Source organism: Rhizobium sp. ZK1, from assembly GCF_047782645.1.
Taxonomy (GTDB): domain Bacteria; phylum Pseudomonadota; class Alphaproteobacteria; order Rhizobiales; family Rhizobiaceae; genus Rhizobium.
Window position 1 is genome coordinate 1,138,359 of the sequence record NZ_CP180586.1, and the last position, 15,822, is coordinate 1,154,180.

General features: G+C 59.7%; 13 protein-coding genes and 1 pseudogene. 12 read left to right on the top strand and 2 right to left on the bottom strand.

What is annotated here, in order from left to right:
• Positions 1-52 precede the first annotated feature (52 nt).
• From ACK9YZ_RS05805 to pstB, 8 genes and pseudogenes are all read left to right on the top strand, one after another.
• The gene (locus tag ACK9YZ_RS05805; RefSeq protein WP_416065969.1) at positions 53-1,336 is read left to right on the top strand and encodes an O-acetylhomoserine aminocarboxypropyltransferase; all 1,284 of its coding nucleotides are present in this window, start codon (positions 53-55) and stop codon (positions 1,334-1,336) included.
• 12 nt (positions 1,337-1,348) lie between these two features.
• Positions 1,349-1,966 carry a LysE family transporter gene (locus tag ACK9YZ_RS05810; protein WP_416065970.1) on the top strand — a complete coding sequence of 206 codons (618 nt, stop codon included), beginning with the start codon at positions 1,349-1,351 and terminating at the stop codon, positions 1,964-1,966.
• A 2-nt stretch (positions 1,967-1,968) separates the two neighbouring features.
• Positions 1,969-2,313, top strand: coding sequence for a cupin domain-containing protein (locus tag ACK9YZ_RS05815; RefSeq protein WP_216757678.1), 345 nt, complete (start codon positions 1,969-1,971; stop codon positions 2,311-2,313).
• A pseudogene (locus ACK9YZ_RS05820) lies at positions 2,313-3,096 on the top strand (EAL domain-containing protein); the annotation flags it as partial. The gene ACK9YZ_RS05815 and the pseudogene ACK9YZ_RS05820, both read left to right, overlap by 1 nt.
• A gap of 341 nt (positions 3,097-3,437) precedes the next feature.
• Complete coding sequence (pstS, locus tag ACK9YZ_RS05825; protein WP_007819837.1) at positions 3,438-4,460, top strand: phosphate ABC transporter substrate-binding protein PstS; 1,023 nt, start codon at positions 3,438-3,440, stop codon at positions 4,458-4,460.
• An 88-nt stretch (positions 4,461-4,548) separates the two neighbouring features.
• Positions 4,549-5,526, top strand: a complete 978-nt coding sequence (pstC, locus tag ACK9YZ_RS05830) for a phosphate ABC transporter permease subunit PstC (protein WP_416065971.1) — start codon at positions 4,549-4,551, stop codon at positions 5,524-5,526.
• 2 nt (positions 5,527-5,528) lie between these two features.
• A complete protein-coding gene (gene pstA, locus ACK9YZ_RS05835; protein ID WP_216757680.1) occupies positions 5,529-6,386 on the top strand; it encodes a phosphate ABC transporter permease PstA in 858 nt (285 codons plus the stop codon).
• Positions 6,387-6,436: 50 nt separating this feature from the next.
• Positions 6,437-7,195 carry a phosphate ABC transporter ATP-binding protein PstB gene (gene pstB / locus ACK9YZ_RS05840; RefSeq protein ID WP_253958338.1) on the top strand — a complete coding sequence of 253 codons (759 nt, stop codon included), beginning with the start codon at positions 6,437-6,439 and terminating at the stop codon, positions 7,193-7,195.
• Between the two features lie 83 nt (positions 7,196-7,278).
• On the opposite strand, the gene ACK9YZ_RS05845 is transcribed toward pstB, so the two are convergent.
• Together ACK9YZ_RS05845 and ACK9YZ_RS05850 are read right to left on the bottom strand one after the other, a co-directional pair.
• On the bottom strand, positions 7,279-8,523 hold the full coding sequence (locus tag ACK9YZ_RS05845; protein WP_416065972.1) for a cytochrome P450: 1,245 nt from the start codon (positions 8,521-8,523) through the stop codon (positions 7,279-7,281).
• 57 nt (positions 8,524-8,580) lie between these two features.
• The gene (locus ACK9YZ_RS05850; protein ID WP_416065973.1) at positions 8,581-9,834 is read right to left on the bottom strand and encodes a GGDEF domain-containing protein; all 1,254 of its coding nucleotides are present in this window, start codon (positions 9,832-9,834) and stop codon (positions 8,581-8,583) included.
• A gap of 381 nt (positions 9,835-10,215) precedes the next feature.
• On the opposite strand from ACK9YZ_RS05850, the gene clpP reads away from it, so the two are divergent.
• The 4 genes from clpP (at position 10,216) to hupB (ending at position 15,737) form a co-directional block, all read left to right on the top strand.
• Positions 10,216-10,845, top strand: a complete 630-nt coding sequence (clpP, locus tag ACK9YZ_RS05855) for an ATP-dependent Clp endopeptidase proteolytic subunit ClpP (protein WP_216757684.1) — start codon at positions 10,216-10,218, stop codon at positions 10,843-10,845.
• A 305-nt stretch (positions 10,846-11,150) separates the two neighbouring features.
• Positions 11,151-12,428, top strand: a complete 1,278-nt coding sequence (clpX, locus tag ACK9YZ_RS05860; protein ID WP_007819824.1) for an ATP-dependent Clp protease ATP-binding subunit ClpX — start codon at positions 11,151-11,153, stop codon at positions 12,426-12,428.
• 403 nt (positions 12,429-12,831) lie between these two features.
• The gene (lon, locus tag ACK9YZ_RS05865) at positions 12,832-15,252 is read left to right on the top strand and encodes an endopeptidase La (protein ID WP_416065974.1); all 2,421 of its coding nucleotides are present in this window, start codon (positions 12,832-12,834) and stop codon (positions 15,250-15,252) included.
• 209 nt (positions 15,253-15,461) lie between these two features.
• Positions 15,462-15,737, top strand: a complete 276-nt coding sequence (gene hupB, locus ACK9YZ_RS05870; protein WP_003558438.1) for a DNA-binding protein HupB — start codon at positions 15,462-15,464, stop codon at positions 15,735-15,737.
• Positions 15,738-15,822: the final 85 nt, after the last annotated feature.

The following is a 15,822-nucleotide window of genomic DNA, read 5'->3' on the forward strand; positions in this document are numbered from 1 at the left end:
CACATTCGAGTGGTTATGATCGCGCCCGTCAACAACAATACGGGAGGACGACATGGCCAAAAACGATCCGGGATTCAACACACTGGCAATCCATGCGGGTGCACAGCCCGATCCGGCGACCGGCGCGCGGATAACACCTATTTACCAGACGACGGCCTTCGTCTTCAACGATTCCGACCATGCCGCGGCACTGTTCGGCCTGCAGCAGTTTGGCAATATCTATACCCGCATCATGAACCCCACGCAGGCGGTTCTGGAGGAACGTGTCGCGGCCCTTGAAGGCGGCACGGCGGCTCTTGCCGTTGCCTCCGGCCATGCGGCGCAGATGATCGTCTTCCATACGCTGATGCGCCCCGGCGAGAATTTCGTCGCCGCCCGCCGTCTCTATGGCGGTTCGATCAACCAGTTCGGCCATGCCTTCGAGAATTTCGGCTGGCAAGTGCGCTGGGCCGATCCCGACAATCCCGAGGATTTCGAGAGCAAGATCGATGACAAGACGCGGGCGGTCTTCATCGAAAGTCTTGCCAATCCCGGCGGGACCTTTGTCGATATTGCGGCTATCGCTGAAATCGCCCATCGTCACGATCTGCCGCTGATCGTCGACAACACAATGGCCACGCCCTATCTCATTCGGCCGATCGAGCATGGCGCCGATATCGTCGTGCATTCGCTGACCAAATTCCTCGGCGGCCATGGCAACTCCATGGGCGGCATCATCGTCGATGGCGGCACTTTCGACTGGTCGAAGACCGGCAACTACCCGATGCTGTCCAGCCCGCGGCCGGAATATAACGGCGTCGTGCTGCATCAGACTTTCGGCAATTTCGCCTTCGCGATCGCCTGCCGCGTGCTCGGCCTGCGCGACCTTGGCCCTGCGATCTCGCCTTTCAACGCTTTCCTGATCCTGACCGGCATCGAGACGCTGCCGCTGCGCATGCAACGCCATTGCGACAACGCGCTTGATGTCGCCAAATGGCTGAAGGCTCATTCGAAGATCGCCTGGGTAAACTATGCCGGTCTGGAGGACGACCCGAATCACGCTCTTCAGCAGCGCTACTCGCCGAAAGGCCCAGGTTCCGTCTTCACCTTCGGCGTCAAGGGCGGTTACGAGGCAGGCAAGACGCTGGTCGAGGGTTTGGAACTCTTCTCGCATCTCGCCAATATCGGCGATACGCGCTCCCTCGTGATCCATCCGGCCTCCACCACGCACCGGCAACTGACCGACGAGCAGAAGATCGCCGCCGGCGCCGGGCCGGACGTGGTGCGCCTCTCCGTCGGCATCGAGGATGTGAAGGACATCATCGCCGATCTCGAACAGTCGCTGTCGAAAATCTGAGGAAAGGTTTGAATGTTCCTGCTTTCCGTTGCAGCCATCTGGGCGGTGGCCGCCATCACGCCGGGGCCGAACTTCTTCATCGTCGTCAGAACGGCGCTGGAGGGGTCGCGAAGTGCCGCGGTGGCCGTCATCGCAGGCGTCATCCTCGGCACCTTCTGCTGGGGGCTTGCCGGCTGGCTGGGGATCAGTGCGCTTTTTGCGGCGGCGCCCTTCGCCTATCTGTTCCTGAAGGTCGCGGGCGGGCTTTATCTCTGTTTCCTCGGTGCAAAGCTCGTCTGGCACACCTGGCGGAAGGCTGGCCGAGGAGAGCCGCAGGCCGCGCGGGCGGGGATCGGCCCCAAGCAGGCTTTTTATTCAGGGCTTGCGACCAACCTCGCCAATCCGAAATCGGCTTTCTTCGTCGCCTCGCTCTTTGCGGCAACGCTGCCGGCCGAGCATAGCTGGATGCAGGGTGTTGCTGCCGTCGCCACCATGGTTCTGGTCTCGTCGCTCTGGTACTCCTTCGTGCTGACGGTGCTGCGCAACCCTGCCGTTGCTGACGCCTATACGCGCGGCCGCAAGACACTCGATGCTGCGGCCGGCGTCATCTTCATGGGCTTCGGCCTGAAACTTCTGACCTCGGTGCGATAACCATGGCAAACATGATCTCCTTCGATATCGACGGCGTCGAACCGGAAGTCGGCGCTCCCGCCGCCGAGCGCATCGTTTCCGGCAATCCGCAATTTCGAACATGGAATCTCGAGGAGGCCGACGGCGGCCTCTATGCCGGCATCTGGGAGGCGGCACCGGGCAAGTGGCGGATCGTCTATGAGGAATGGGAATATTTCAGCATCCTCTCCGGCCATTCCATCGTGACCGAAGACGGCGGCGAGCCGATTCATCTGAAGGCGGGCGACCGGATGATCCTCAGGCCCGGCTTCGAGGGAACCTGGGAAGTCGTCGAAACGACTCGCAAGGATTATGTGATCAAGGTTTGAGCGGCAGAGGCCGGGTGATCGAATACGATCCAGAGCTGGATCGGGAGCGCCAAAGGGTCGCAGAAATGGAAGGTTTGCTCCGGAGCGCTATCAGTAATGGTACGATCGAAGCCTTTTTCCAGCCGCTCGTCTCCGCCACCACAGGCGCCGTCACTGGTCTTGAAGCACTTGCACGTTGACGGCGCCCAACGGAAAACATCAGCCCGGAGATCTTCATCCCGCTCGCCGAAAGGTGCGGCCTTATCGATGCACTCGGCGTTCATATGCTGAAGACATCGATCGAGCGCCAAGAATTGGCCCCGGTTTGGCACTGTCGGTAACGTTTCGCGGAATTTGCCGCCGAAGATCTGCTTCTGCAGGAGCTGGATTTCGATCCGAAGCGCCTGACATTGGAGATCACCGAAGGCGTCCTGATGACAAACCCGGAACAGGCCGCCGGTCGATAGATCACCTCAAACAGGTCGGCATGAAATTCGCGCTTGATGACTTTGGCTGCGGTTATGCAAGCATCGGCGCATTGCGGAGTTCGGGTTTGATCGCATGAAGATCGACCGTTCGCTCGTGTCCGCTCTCGACCAAGCCTCGAATGGCACCGATGTTCTGAGGGCCACGATTTCCCTGGCGACCGCTCTGCAGATTCCCGTGACAGCCGAAGGTATCGAGAATACACGCCAGGCGGCGATTCTGCGTGCAGCCGGCTGCGACCAACTGCAAGGTTATCTGATCGGAAAACCTATGTCGACACTCGAAATATCCAGCAAGCTTCAAGAGCATGCCGCGTAGATTGCGGCAGCACACTCTGGCGGTCTTCGGAGCGTTTTGGCGTCTGAAAACGACATTTTCACACATTGCTGCGGCAATCGACCGCAGTCCTGCGGCAATATGGCCGCACCTCTTTCATCAAGGCTTTGTCAGCGCGCGATTCATAGGGAAAGTCAGTGCCTTCAGAGGCTTATGCACAGCTTTGCATTTCATGTCGCTCGTCACAAACTGTCATCAAACCGTAATAATACGCGCCTAGCCCGCCTTCCCGTGACGAGGAAATTCAGCGCCCTCGACAATGGACACCCCCTCCATGGCGCCGGACCTCGTCGTCCTCTAGTTCCATCAGGGAAGAGTCGCAAATGCTCACCAAGAAACTTCTTTCGGCCTGCCTTGGCGCTGGCCTGGTTGCCGCTCTGGCAGTCTCGGCCTCTGCCGCAGATATTACCGGCGCTGGCTCCACCTTCGTCTACCCGGTTCTTTCGAAGTGGTCGGCAGACTACAACAAGGAAACCGGCGACAAGCTGAACTACCAGTCGATCGGTTCGGGTGGCGGTATCGCCCAGATCAAGGCTGCAACGGTTGACTTCGGCGCTTCCGACGCCCCGCTCAAGCCGGAAGATCTGACGGCTGGCGGCTTCGGCCAGTTCCCGCTCGTTGTCGGCGGCATCGTACCCGTCATCAACGTCAAGGGCATCAAATCAGGCGAACTGAAGCTCTCCGGCAAGGTTCTCGCCGACATCTACCTCGGCAACGTCACCAAGTGGAACGACAAGGCCATCGCCGATCTGAACCCGGGCCTGAAGCTGCCCGACAGCCAGATCGCCGTTGTCCACCGTTCGGACGGCTCGGGCACCTCCTTCAACTGGACGAACTTCTTCTCGAAGGTAAACCCGGACTGGAAGTCGAAGGTCGGTGAAGGCACCGCCGTCAACTGGCCGGTCGGCATCGGCGGCAAAGGCAACGAAGGCGTTGCAGCTTATGTCACCCGCGTTAAGGACTCAATCGGCTACGTCGAATACGCTTACGCCCTGCAGAACAAGCTGCCCTACGTTCTCATCCAGAACGCTGCCGGCCAGTATCCGAAGCCAAACGCTGAAAGCTTCTCGGCTGCCGCTGCCAGCGCGGAATGGGGCAAGGCTCAGGACTTCTACCTGATCATGACCAACGCTCCGGGCGAAAAGGCCTGGCCGATCACGGCAACCACCTGGGCGATCATGTACAAGGAGCCGAAGGACGCCGAGCGCTCCAAGGCCGCTTTCTCTTTCTTCAAGTGGGCTCTCGAAAAGGGCCAGAAGGAAGCGTCCTCGCTTGACTACGTTCCGCTTCCGGACACGCTGGTGAAGCAGATCGAAGATTACTGGACGGCTTCTTTCAAGAGCTGATCCTGACGAAACTGCCGTCGGGGCGGGAGGCTTTGCTTCTCGTCCCTGATGCCTTTGACACCCCCTCAAAGCAGCAGAGCGTACGGATATGAGCGAAGCATTGGCATCGCTGCCCGCCAATACCGCGGGCGTGAAGCGCCGCGACGGCGCCGCAGGCGATCGCATTTTTTTCTGGATAGTTTTGGGCTGCGGCCTGTTCGTTCTCGCCGCCCTTCTGGCAGCGGCGATCTCAATGGCCATGGGCGGGCTTCTCGCGTTCCGGACCTTCGGCTTCGGCTTCCTGACCGGCACGGAATGGGATCCGGTGGCTGAACAGTTTTCGGGCCTCGTGCCGATCTACGGCACGCTGATCACATCCACACTCGCCATGATCATCGGCGTTCCTGTCAGCCTCGGTATCGCAGTTTTCATCACTGAAGTTGCGCCTCGCTCCATTCGTGGGCCGATCGGCGGTGCAGTCGAGCTTCTGGCCGGTATCCCCTCGATTATCTACGGCATGTGGGGTCTCTTCACCTTCGCTCCGTTCATGTCGGATTACATCCAGCCAGTGCTCATCGACTGGCTAGGCCCGATCCCGCTGATCGGCGCGCTATTTTCCGGAGCTCCGCTCGGCATCGGCATGCTGACGTCAGGCATCGTTCTGGCGATCATGATAATCCCCTTCATCTCCTCGGTCATGCGCGATGTCTTTCTGGTCGTCCCCGCACAGCTGAAGGAATCGGCCTATGCGCTGGGTTCGACCAAGTGGGAAGTGGTACGCGACATCGTCATTCCGCACACCCGTACGGCGGTCGTCGGCGGCATCTTCCTTGGCCTCGGCCGCGCGCTCGGCGAGACGATGGCGGTGACCTTCGTGCTCGGCAACACCCATAACATTGCTGTGTCGCTGATGGAGCCGGGCACCTCGATCGCAGCGACGCTCGCCAACGAGTTTGCCGAGGCTTCGGATGACCTCTACCGGTCGTCGCTCGCAGCCCTTGGCCTCATCCTCTTCGTCGTCACTTTCGTCGTTCTGGCGGCTGCCAAGCTCATGCTGGTGCGTATGGCAAGGCAGAGGGGAGAGTAATCATGGCTACCTATTCAGGTTCTCTTTACCGCCGCCGCCAGATTGGCAGCATGATCGCGCTGACGCTCTGCGGCATCGCCACCGTACTTGGCCTGGTTTTCCTGGTGTGGATCCTCTGGGCGACGTTTGTGCATGGCTTGTCTGCGCTGAGCCCCAGCCTCATCACCGAAATGACGCCGCCTCCCGGTGAAGACGGCGGTGGTCTCGGCAATGCCTTCATGGGCAGCCTGCTGATGGTCGCTCTGGCCGTCGTCATCGGCACGCCGATCGGTGTCCTGGCCGGCACCTATCTGTCGGAATTCGCTCGAGGCAAGAAGCTCGGCGAGGCGATCCGCTTCGTCAACGACATCCTGCTCTCGGCGCCGTCGATCATCATCGGCCTGTTCGTCTATGAACTGGTCGTCCGCCCGACGGCGCGGTTCTCCGGCTTTGCCGGCGGCATCGCGCTTGCCTTCATCTTCCTGCCGGTCGTCGTGCGCACGACCGACGAGATGCTGCGGCTGGTTCCCGATGTCATGCGAGAGGCGGCGCTTTCGCTCGGCATCCCGCGCTGGAAGGTAACGCTCAACGTCCTCTACCGCGCTGCCTCCACCGGCATCCTGACCGGCGTCCTTCTTGCGATCGCCCGCATCTCGGGCGAAACTGCACCTCTTTTGTTCACGGCTCTGAACAACCAGTATTGGAGCCTGGACATGTCGCAGCCGATGGCGAACATCCCCGTCGTCATCTTCCAGTTCGCTATGAGCCCTTATGAGCAGTGGCAGCATCTCGCGTGGGCCGGCGCCTTCGTGATGACGGCCGTCGTTCTGATCCTGAGCGTCGTATCGCGCTCAGTCCTGAACCGAAAAGGTAGGAAATGATGCTCCAGTCTGCAGACACTTTCGATGCCACCGACAAGCTGGAAAAGCCGATGGCAAAAGACAAGATCGCCCTCGAGAAAGTCAATTTCTATTACGGCGACGCCCACGCGATCAAGGATGTGAGCCTCAGCTTTCCCGAGCGCCAGGTATCTGCCCTGATTGGTCCATCCGGCTGTGGCAAGTCTACGCTTCTGCGCATCCTGAACCGCATCTACATGCTGTATCCGAAGATGCGCGCCACCGGCTCGATCAAGCTCGATGGCAAGAACATCCTCGATCCAAGCTTCTCGATGAACGAGCTGCGTGCCCGCGTCGGCATGGTGTTCCAGAAACCGGTGCCGTTCCCGATGTCGATCTATGACAACATCGCCTACGGCATTCGCCACCATGAGCGCCTCAACAAGGCCGACATGGACGTCCGTGTCGAACAGGCGCTGCGTCAGGCCGCCCTCTGGGATGAGGTCAAGGACAAGCTGAAAGGCAGCGGCCTCGGCCTTTCTGGCGGCCAGCAGCAGCGTCTTTGCATCGCCCGCGGCGTGGCACTGCGTCCGGAAGTCCTGCTTCTCGACGAGCCGACCTCGGCCCTTGACCCGATCTCGACGGCCAAGGTCGAAGAGCTGGTCGCGCAGTTGAAGGGTGAGTTTACGATCGTTATCGTCACCCACAACATGCAGCAGGCAAGCCGCATCTCCGACAACACCGCCTTCATGTATCTCGGCGAGCTGATCGAATACGGCCCGACCGCGCAGATCTTCCAGTCGCCGAAGGTCAAGCGCACGGAAGATTACATCACCGGCCGCTACGGCTGATACGACTTTCTCTTGCGGAAAAGAAACGGCCGGGACGCGATGAGCATGCCGGCCTTTTTATTTTCGGGTGTCGGATCGATGCTCTACCAGACGAGATCCAGGCGATCGAGGCCGTGGAAATGATAGACATCTTTGACGACGGGCGTCCTCGCGAGCTTCAGTCTCGGCAGGCGCTGGAACAGGATCGGCAGCACGACGTTGAGCTCCAGCCGCGCCAACGGCGCGCCGATACAGAAATGAATGCCCGCGCCGAAGGAGAGGTTGGGCGCCTCGTTGCGGTCGGGCCTGAAGGTGAGGGGATCGCTGAATTTCGCCGGATCCAGATTAGCGGCGGCCAGGATCATGCTGATCTTGTCGCCGCGCTTGAACTCCACCCCGTCGATCTCTGCGGGTTCGAGCGCCCAGCGCTGGAAGATATGAACAGGCGCGCAGATGCGCAGCGACTCCTCGACCGTCCGCTCGGTGGCAGCTTCGTCGCGGAATAGCTCGGATGGATCGTAGCCGCTGTCGAGAATGATGCGCACCGAATTGCCGATCTGGTGGACCGTCGCTTCATGGCCCGCATTGAGCAGCACGATAGTCGTCGAAACGAGCTCGTCTTCCGTCAGGTACTGGCCCTTGTGCTCGGTATGGATCATGTGGGTCAAGAGGTCGTCGCGCGGTTCGGCACGGCGCTCGGCAATGACAGTCTTCACATAATCGGAAAATTCTCGTGCAGCCTGGTCGGCGGCGTCCTCGTCCGCGCGGGTGCGCCCGAACATGTACATGCGCACATAGGCATGCGACCATTTCAGGAGTTGCGGCCCCATTTCCTCGGGAATGCCGATCATCCGGGCGATCATTGTCACCGGAATAATATCGGCAAAAGCCGAAAGAAGCTCGACTTCGCCCTTGTCGGCAAAGCCATCGATCAGCTTGTTGGCGAGCTCTTCCAGCTCCGGCTTCATCTTCTCGACATGGCGCGAGACGAAGGCGCGGTTGACGAGGGTGCGCAGCCGCGTGTGTTCCGGCGGTTCCAGTTCCAGCAGCGAATAGCGCTCGGCGAGATCGAAGGCGGCGAGATGCGGCTCCGGTTCGGGCAGGCCGAGTTCTTCGCGGCTGGCGATTTGCAGGATCTGCCGGCCGAAGCGGCGGTCGCGCAGCAGCCCGTTCACATGATCGTAGCCGGTGACGAACCATTGCTTCTGCTCTTCCCAATAGAAGGTGGGACAATGGGCATGAAGCGCGGCATAAACCGCGTTCGGATTGCCGTAGAAGGCCGGGTCGCTGCCGTCGAGCGACACGCGGCGGGTTGCTGGATCGATCTTGAGGAAGGGCGGTATCATCATGGCCAGAGGCTTAGCGGATTTGCCAGGCCCCGGAAAGATAGTGATAAAGATAGTGGTTTAGCCGGCGCGCGAGAGCACGCCCATGCGGCGCAGTGCTTCCACCTGATCGTCGACGGTCGGCACGAGTTCGCCGGCATTGGTGTTCGGTTCGCCAGGCGCCGGTGCCGCGGTTTCCTCCGCGCCGAAGACGACGGTGCAGTTGCGGCCGGCAGCCTTCGCCGAATAGAGCGCCCGGTCGGCGGCCGACACCAGCCGGTCGATATTGGCTTCGATCGCCGAGGATAGGGCGATGCCGACGCTGACGGTGGCGGGGATCAGTGCCTCGCCGGTATTGATCGGCAGGCGGCAGAATTCGGCACGGATCGATTCCGCCAGCGCTTCCGCTTCCGTCTGGTCGCGGACGGTCACGAAGGCTGCGAATTCCTCGCCGCCCATCCGGCCGAAGATATTGTTCGGGATATACTGGCGGGCAAGGCGGGCGAAGGCGGTGAGGACGGCGTCGCCCGACTGATGGCCGAAACGGTCGTTGACGCGCTTGAAATGGTCGAGGTCGAAGAGGATGACGCCGACCTGGTGCTGGTCGTCATGGGCCTTTTCCTGGATCTTGCCGAAATGGCCGAGCAGGCCGCGGCGATTCAGCACGCCCGTCAGCGAATCCGTTAGCGTCAGGAAACGCAGGTGGCGTTCCGACCGTTCCATGATGAGGCGGCAGGTGAGCGCAAAGGCGATGATGAGCAGGAAGGCGGTGGCCATGGCGGCCACGCCGCCGAAATTCGTCGCTTCCCCATCCGAAGGGAGAACAAGCGCCATTGTCAGCGCCACGCCGAAGCAGAGGAAGGCCTGCAGCACGAAGACGGCCATCAGCTTGATGCGTGTGCGCTCACGATGGATGTCGCCGGTGGCGACCGCCATGGCAAGCGCGGTGGCGCCGGTCGCCGAGGAGAGATTGTAAAGAATAACGCGGTTGGAATAATCCTCGTTGATCCACGGCAGGAAGACACCTGTGAGCCAGATCGCCGGCGGCAACAGCGCCCACCATTCTATCTTCCTGCGGTCGAGAGCCAGAAAACCGGCGACCCAGGCGCTTTGCCCAAGCAGGGCAACGGCATTGCCGATTTCGATGGAAAGCAGATTGGGGATTTCGCCGCGGGCCGCAGCAAGCGCAAAGCCGATGCCACTGAACAGGAAACCGAATCCCCAATAAAGGTAGGCGCCGCTTTTCCGGTTGTGGTGCCAGGCCACGAACAGAACCAGAGCCAGCGTAAGGGCTTCGGAGCACCAGATGGACAGACCTGTAGTGACATTGAACACGGCATAACCCCTTGAGTGTTGGCCATATCCTTGCCGAAGAAGCTCGCTGTTTGATTAATGGCACAAACCCGCGATCGGCAATTTCGGCGATATCTGCCGGTAAGCTTTCCGTCCGGTAAATGTCCATGAGTTCAGTCGAATGCGGTAAGCCTTCCTTCATCCTGTCACAGAGAAAAATTGTGAGGGGCAAAAGCGGGGCCTCGCCGTTAACAGGCGTTTGGGAGAAACGGGATAGGGAAATGCCAAAGCCATATGCCGCGCCCGCTTCTTAACGTTATCCTTATGCGTGTCTTGAAGAGGGGGGCTGGGACACTCTATGTAGGGACAAGACATTTTTCTTTGATTCCCGGCATTCGCCGGAAAGACGTTAAAAGGACGCACATGAGAAACCCAGTCGATACCGCTATGGCCCTCGTGCCGATGGTTGTGGAACAGACCAACCGCGGTGAACGCTCCTACGACATCTATTCCCGCCTGCTCAAGGAACGCATCATCTTCCTGACGGGCCCTGTCGAGGATCATATGGCGACACTCGTCTGCGCCCAGCTTCTCTTCCTCGAGGCCGAAAATCCGAAGAAGGAAATCGCGCTCTACATCAATTCGCCAGGTGGCGTGGTTACCGCCGGCATGGCGATCTACGACACGATGCAGTTCATCAAGCCGGCTGTCTCGACGCTTTGCATCGGCCAGGCCGCTTCCATGGGCTCGCTGCTTCTGGCCGCCGGCCATAAGGACATGCGTTTCGCCACCCCGAATTCCCGCATCATGGTTCACCAGCCTTCAGGCGGTTTCCAGGGCCAGGCATCGGATATCGAGCGTCATGCCCGCGACATCCTGAAGATGAAGCGCCGCCTCAACGAAGTCTATGTGAAGCATACGGGCCGCAGCTACGAGGAAGTCGAAAAGACCCTCGATCGCGATCATTTCATGGATGCGGACGAGGCCCAGACCTGGGGCGTCATCGACAAGGTTCTGACATCGCGCATCGAAATGGAAGGCGATCAGGCCTAGTAATTAATAGGGATGGTGTTTTCGCCGCCACAGTTCTATCCCATTTGTGATTGAACTAGGGGTTTCATCTGGCGGCGGAGACGCTAATAGTAACTATTAATGCTATGTTGAATTTTTGTGACATAGCATTCGGCATTCGAAGGGGAATTCGTTGCCGCCGGTACCCGGACATGATTGGATCGGACCCGGTTCGTAGCCCCTGAAGCCCTTGTCGACAGAACTCCGGGTAGGGAGTGCTGTCAGGGAGCTGATTGAGTGGACCGCAATTTCGCGTTCGAAATGCGGCGTGCTGGAAGGAAAGTGATATGAGCAAGGTCAGCGGCAGCAACGGCGGCGACAGTAAGAACACCCTCTATTGTTCTTTCTGCGGAAAGAGCCAGCACGAGGTCCGGAAGCTTATTGCCGGACCGACCGTGTTCATCTGCGATGAATGCGTCGAACTGTGCATGGACATCATCCGCGAGGAGAACAAATCCTCGATGGTCAAGTCCCGTGACGGCGTTCCCACGCCCCAGGACATCATCAAGGTTCTCGACGAATATGTCATCGGCCAGCGTCAGGCGAAGAAGATCCTGTCGGTCGCCGTTCACAACCACTACAAGCGTCTCGCACACGCCTCCAAGAATGGCGATGTCGAACTGGCGAAGTCGAACATCATGCTGGTCGGCCCGACCGGCTGCGGCAAGACCTATCTTGCCCAGACGCTCGCCCGCATCATCGACGTTCCCTTCACGATGGCCGACGCGACCACTCTGACGGAAGCCGGCTATGTCGGTGAAGATGTCGAAAACATCATCCTGAAGCTTCTGCAGGCCGCGGACTACAATGTCGAGCGTGCCCAGCGCGGCATCGTCTACATCGACGAAGTCGACAAGATCTCCCGCAAGTCCGACAATCCGTCCATCACCCGCGACGTATCGGGCGAGGGCGTGCAGCAGGCGCTTCTGAAGATCATGGAAGGCACGGTTGCTTCCGTACCGCCGCAGGGCGGCCGCAAGCATCCGCAGCAGGAATTCCTGCAGGTCGACACGACGAACATCCTGTTCATCTGCGGCGGCGCCTTCGCTGGCCTCGACAAGATCATTTCGGCCCGCGGCGAGAAGACCTCGATCGGCTTCGGTGCGACCGTCAAGGCACAGGACGACCGCCGCGTCGGCGAGGTTCTGCGCGAACTGGAGCCGGAAGATCTGGTCAAGTTCGGCCTCATCCCGGAATTCATCGGTCGTCTGCCGGTTCTGGCAACGCTGGAAGACCTCGATGAGGATGCGCTGATCCAGATCCTGTCCGAGCCGAAGAACGCGCTGATCAAGCAGTATCAGCGCCTGTTCGAGATGGAAGACGTGGAACTGTCCTTCCACGAGGACGCGCTCCGCGAAATCGCCCGAAAGGCGATCATCCGCAAGACCGGCGCCCGCGGCCTGCGCTCGATTATGGAAAAGATCCTGCTCGACACGATGTTCGAACTGCCGGCGCTGGAGGGCGTTCGCGAAGTCGTCATCTCCGAAGAGGTCGCACGCGGTTCGGCCCGTCCGCTGTACATCTACGCCGACCGCCAGGACGAGAAGGCAAACGTTTCGGCCTGAAGCTTGCGTTGAGAACCGCTATTTTAAGGGGCTTGCCTTGTGCGGGCCCCTTTCTATTTGAAAACAGGTGCCGGGCGCTGATAATAGTTGCGGGCAAGGTTGAAAAACAGCCTTGGCCGATATTGCGCAAACGATACCCCTTGGCAATGATGCTGTGATTCCGTAGCGTGTTGCTGGCGTTGTTATTTTAGGCGGTTCGGAAATGGTAAGCGTCGCTCCAGATAGGCGCTTCATTGTGTTGGCGTTCCATGTAATAAAGCTGTCACAACCGTGGAACGCGGGCGTTAACGTGGCTTGAAAAGCGTAGTCAGAACCTCCACTTGTAACAACAAGTGAGAGTGCCGGCCGGTCCCAAGCGGCCGCGCCAAAGAGCCCGGTAACGGGACGATGGAAAGGAATAAAAATGACGAAGAAAACGTCTGTAGCGAGCACCAGCACCGCCTATCCTGTTCTTCCCCTGCGCGACATCGTGGTGTTCCCCCATATGATCGTGCCGCTGTTCGTCGGGCGGGAAAAGTCGATCCGTGCGCTCGAAGAGGTCATGGGTTCCGACAAGCAGATCATGCTGGTCACCCAGATCAACGCCAGCGACGACGATCCGGACCCGTCTGCGATCCACCGCGTCGGTACGGTCGCGAATGTGTTGCAACTCCTGAAGCTGCCTGACGGCACAGTCAAGGTTCTGGTTGAAGGCCGCGCCCGCGCCGAGATCGACAGCTACACGAGCCGCGAAGATTTCTACGAAGCCCTCGGTCATGTGCTCGAAGAGCCGCATGATGATCCGGTCGAGCTGGAAGCGCTCTCCCGTTCCGTCGTCTCGGAATTCGAGAGCTACGTGAAGCTCAACAAGAAGATTTCGCCCGAGGTTGTCGGTGCAGCCAGCCAGATCGACGACTATTCCAAGCTCGCCGATACGGTCGCCTCGCACCTGTCGATCAAGATCACCGAGAAGCAGGAGATGCTGGAAACCACCAGCGTCAAGGCCCGCCTCGAAAAGGCTCTCGGCTTCATGGAAGGTGAGATCTCGGTTCTTCAGGTCGAAAAGCGCATCCGCTCGCGTGTCAAGCGCCAGATGGAGAAGACCCAGCGTGAATACTACCTGAATGAGCAGATGAAGGCGATCCAGAAGGAACTCGGCGACGGCGAGGAAGGCCGCGACGAGATGAGCGAACTGGAAGAGCGCATCGCCAAGACGAAGCTGTCCAAGGAAGCCCGTGAAAAGGCTGACGCAGAGCTGAAGAAGCTGCGCCAGATGAGCCCGATGTCGGCTGAAGCCACCGTCGTGCGTAACTATCTGGACTGGCTGCTCGGTATCCCTTGGGGCAAGAAGTCGAAGATCAAGGCCGATCTCAACAATGCCGAGAAGATCCTCGAAGCCGATCACTTCGGTCTCGACAAGGTCAAGGAGCGCATCGTCGAGTATCTGGCGGTCCAGGCACGCGCTACCAAGATCAAGGGTCCGATCCTGTGCCTCGTCGGCCCCCCGGGCGTCGGCAAGACCTCGCTCGCCCAGTCGATCGCCAAGGCAACCGGCCGTGAATATGTCCGCATGGCTCTCGGTGGCGTCCGTGACGAAGCCGAAATCCGCGGTCACCGCCGCACCTATATCGGCTCGATGCCCGGCAAGGTCATCCAGTCGATGAAGAAGGCGAAGAAGTCCAACCCGCTCTTCCTGCTCGATGAAATCGACAAGCTCGGTCAGGACTATCGCGGCGATCCGTCTTCGGCTCTGCTGGAGGTGCTCGACCCGGCTCAGAACTCGACCTTCATGGACCACTACCTGGAAGTCGAATACGACCTGTCGGACGTGATGTTCATCACGACGGCGAATACGCTGAATATCCCGGCTCCGTTGATGGACCGCATGGAAGTCATCCGTATCGCCGGCTACACCGAAGACGAGAAGCGCGAAATCGCCAAGCGGCACCTGCTGCCGAAGGCCATCAAGGAACATGCGCTGCAGCCGAGCGAATTCTCGGTCAGCGACGATGCCCTGATGGCAATCAGTCAGCAGTATACCCGCGAAGCCGGTGTTCGTAACTTCGAGCGCGAACTGATGAAGCTCGCCCGCAAGGCGGTCACCGAGATTATCAAGGGCAAGACGAAGTCGGTTCATGTAACGGCCGAGAACATCGACGATTATCTGGGCGTTCCGCGCTTCCGCCACGGCGAAGCCGAGCGTGAGGATCAGGTCGGTGTGGTTACGGGACTTGCCTGGACGGAAGTCGGCGGTGAACTGCTGACGATCGAAGGCGTCATGATGCCCGGCAAGGGCCGCATGACCGTCACCGGCAACCTGAAGGAAGTGATGAAGGAATCGATCTCGGCAGCGGCATCTTACGTCCGCTCGCGCGCCGTCGATTTCGGCATCGAGCCGCCGCGCTTCGACAAGAGCGACATCCACGTGCACGTGCCGGAAGGCGCCACACCGAAGGATGGTCCCTCGGCCGGTGTCGCCATGGCAACCGCGATCGTCTCGATCATGACCGGTATTCCGGTCAACAAGGATGTGGCAATGACGGGTGAGATCACCTTGCGTGGCCGTGTCCTGCCGATCGGTGGCCTGAAGGAAAAGCTGCTCGCGGCGCTTCGCGGCGGCATCAAGAAGGTGCTGATTCCGGAAGAGAACGCCAAGGATCTGGCAGAGATTCCGGACAATGTGAAGAACAGCATGGAGATCATTCCGGTCTCCCGCATGGGCGAAGTGATCAAGCATGCGCTGGTCCGCCGCCCCGAGCCGATCGAATGGGATGGCACGGTCGAGACGCCTGTCATCGCCACGGTCGAAGGGCTTGATGATGCGGGCGCCGCCATAGCTCATTGAGCTGGTGGCTGCCACATTTGTGCCCAATTGTTGCAAATCAACAAAAAGGCCGGCGGAAACGCCGGCCTTTTTTTGTGAAAACGTCATGTAGACGCTTGCTTTTCCTTGATTTGCAGGGCTTTTGGGTTCTCGGCGGGCCTGATGAAAGCGATTTCTGCGCCTAGCTTACAGATCGAGTTGTTTCAAACCATTTAGAAAGGGGTGGAAACATGAATAAGAATGAACTCGTGTCCGCAGTAGCCGAAAAGGCTGGACTGACGAAGTCTGACGCAGCATCTGCCGTCGACGCAGTTTTCGATGTTGTGCAGGCTGAGCTGAAGAACAAGGGCGACATCCGTCTCGCCGGCTTCGGCAGCTTCACGGTTTCTCATCGCGCTGCCACGAAGGGCCGCAACCCGTCGACCGGCGCCGAAGTCGACATCCCGGCACGCAACGTGCCGAAGTTCACGCCCGGCAAGGGCCTGAAGGACGCCGTCAACGGCTGATACGAGATTGTCCGCCGGTCGTAAACGAGAACGGCCGTGCAGGATTTTAAGGGGTTCGGCATTGCCGAACCCCTTTTTCTTTGGC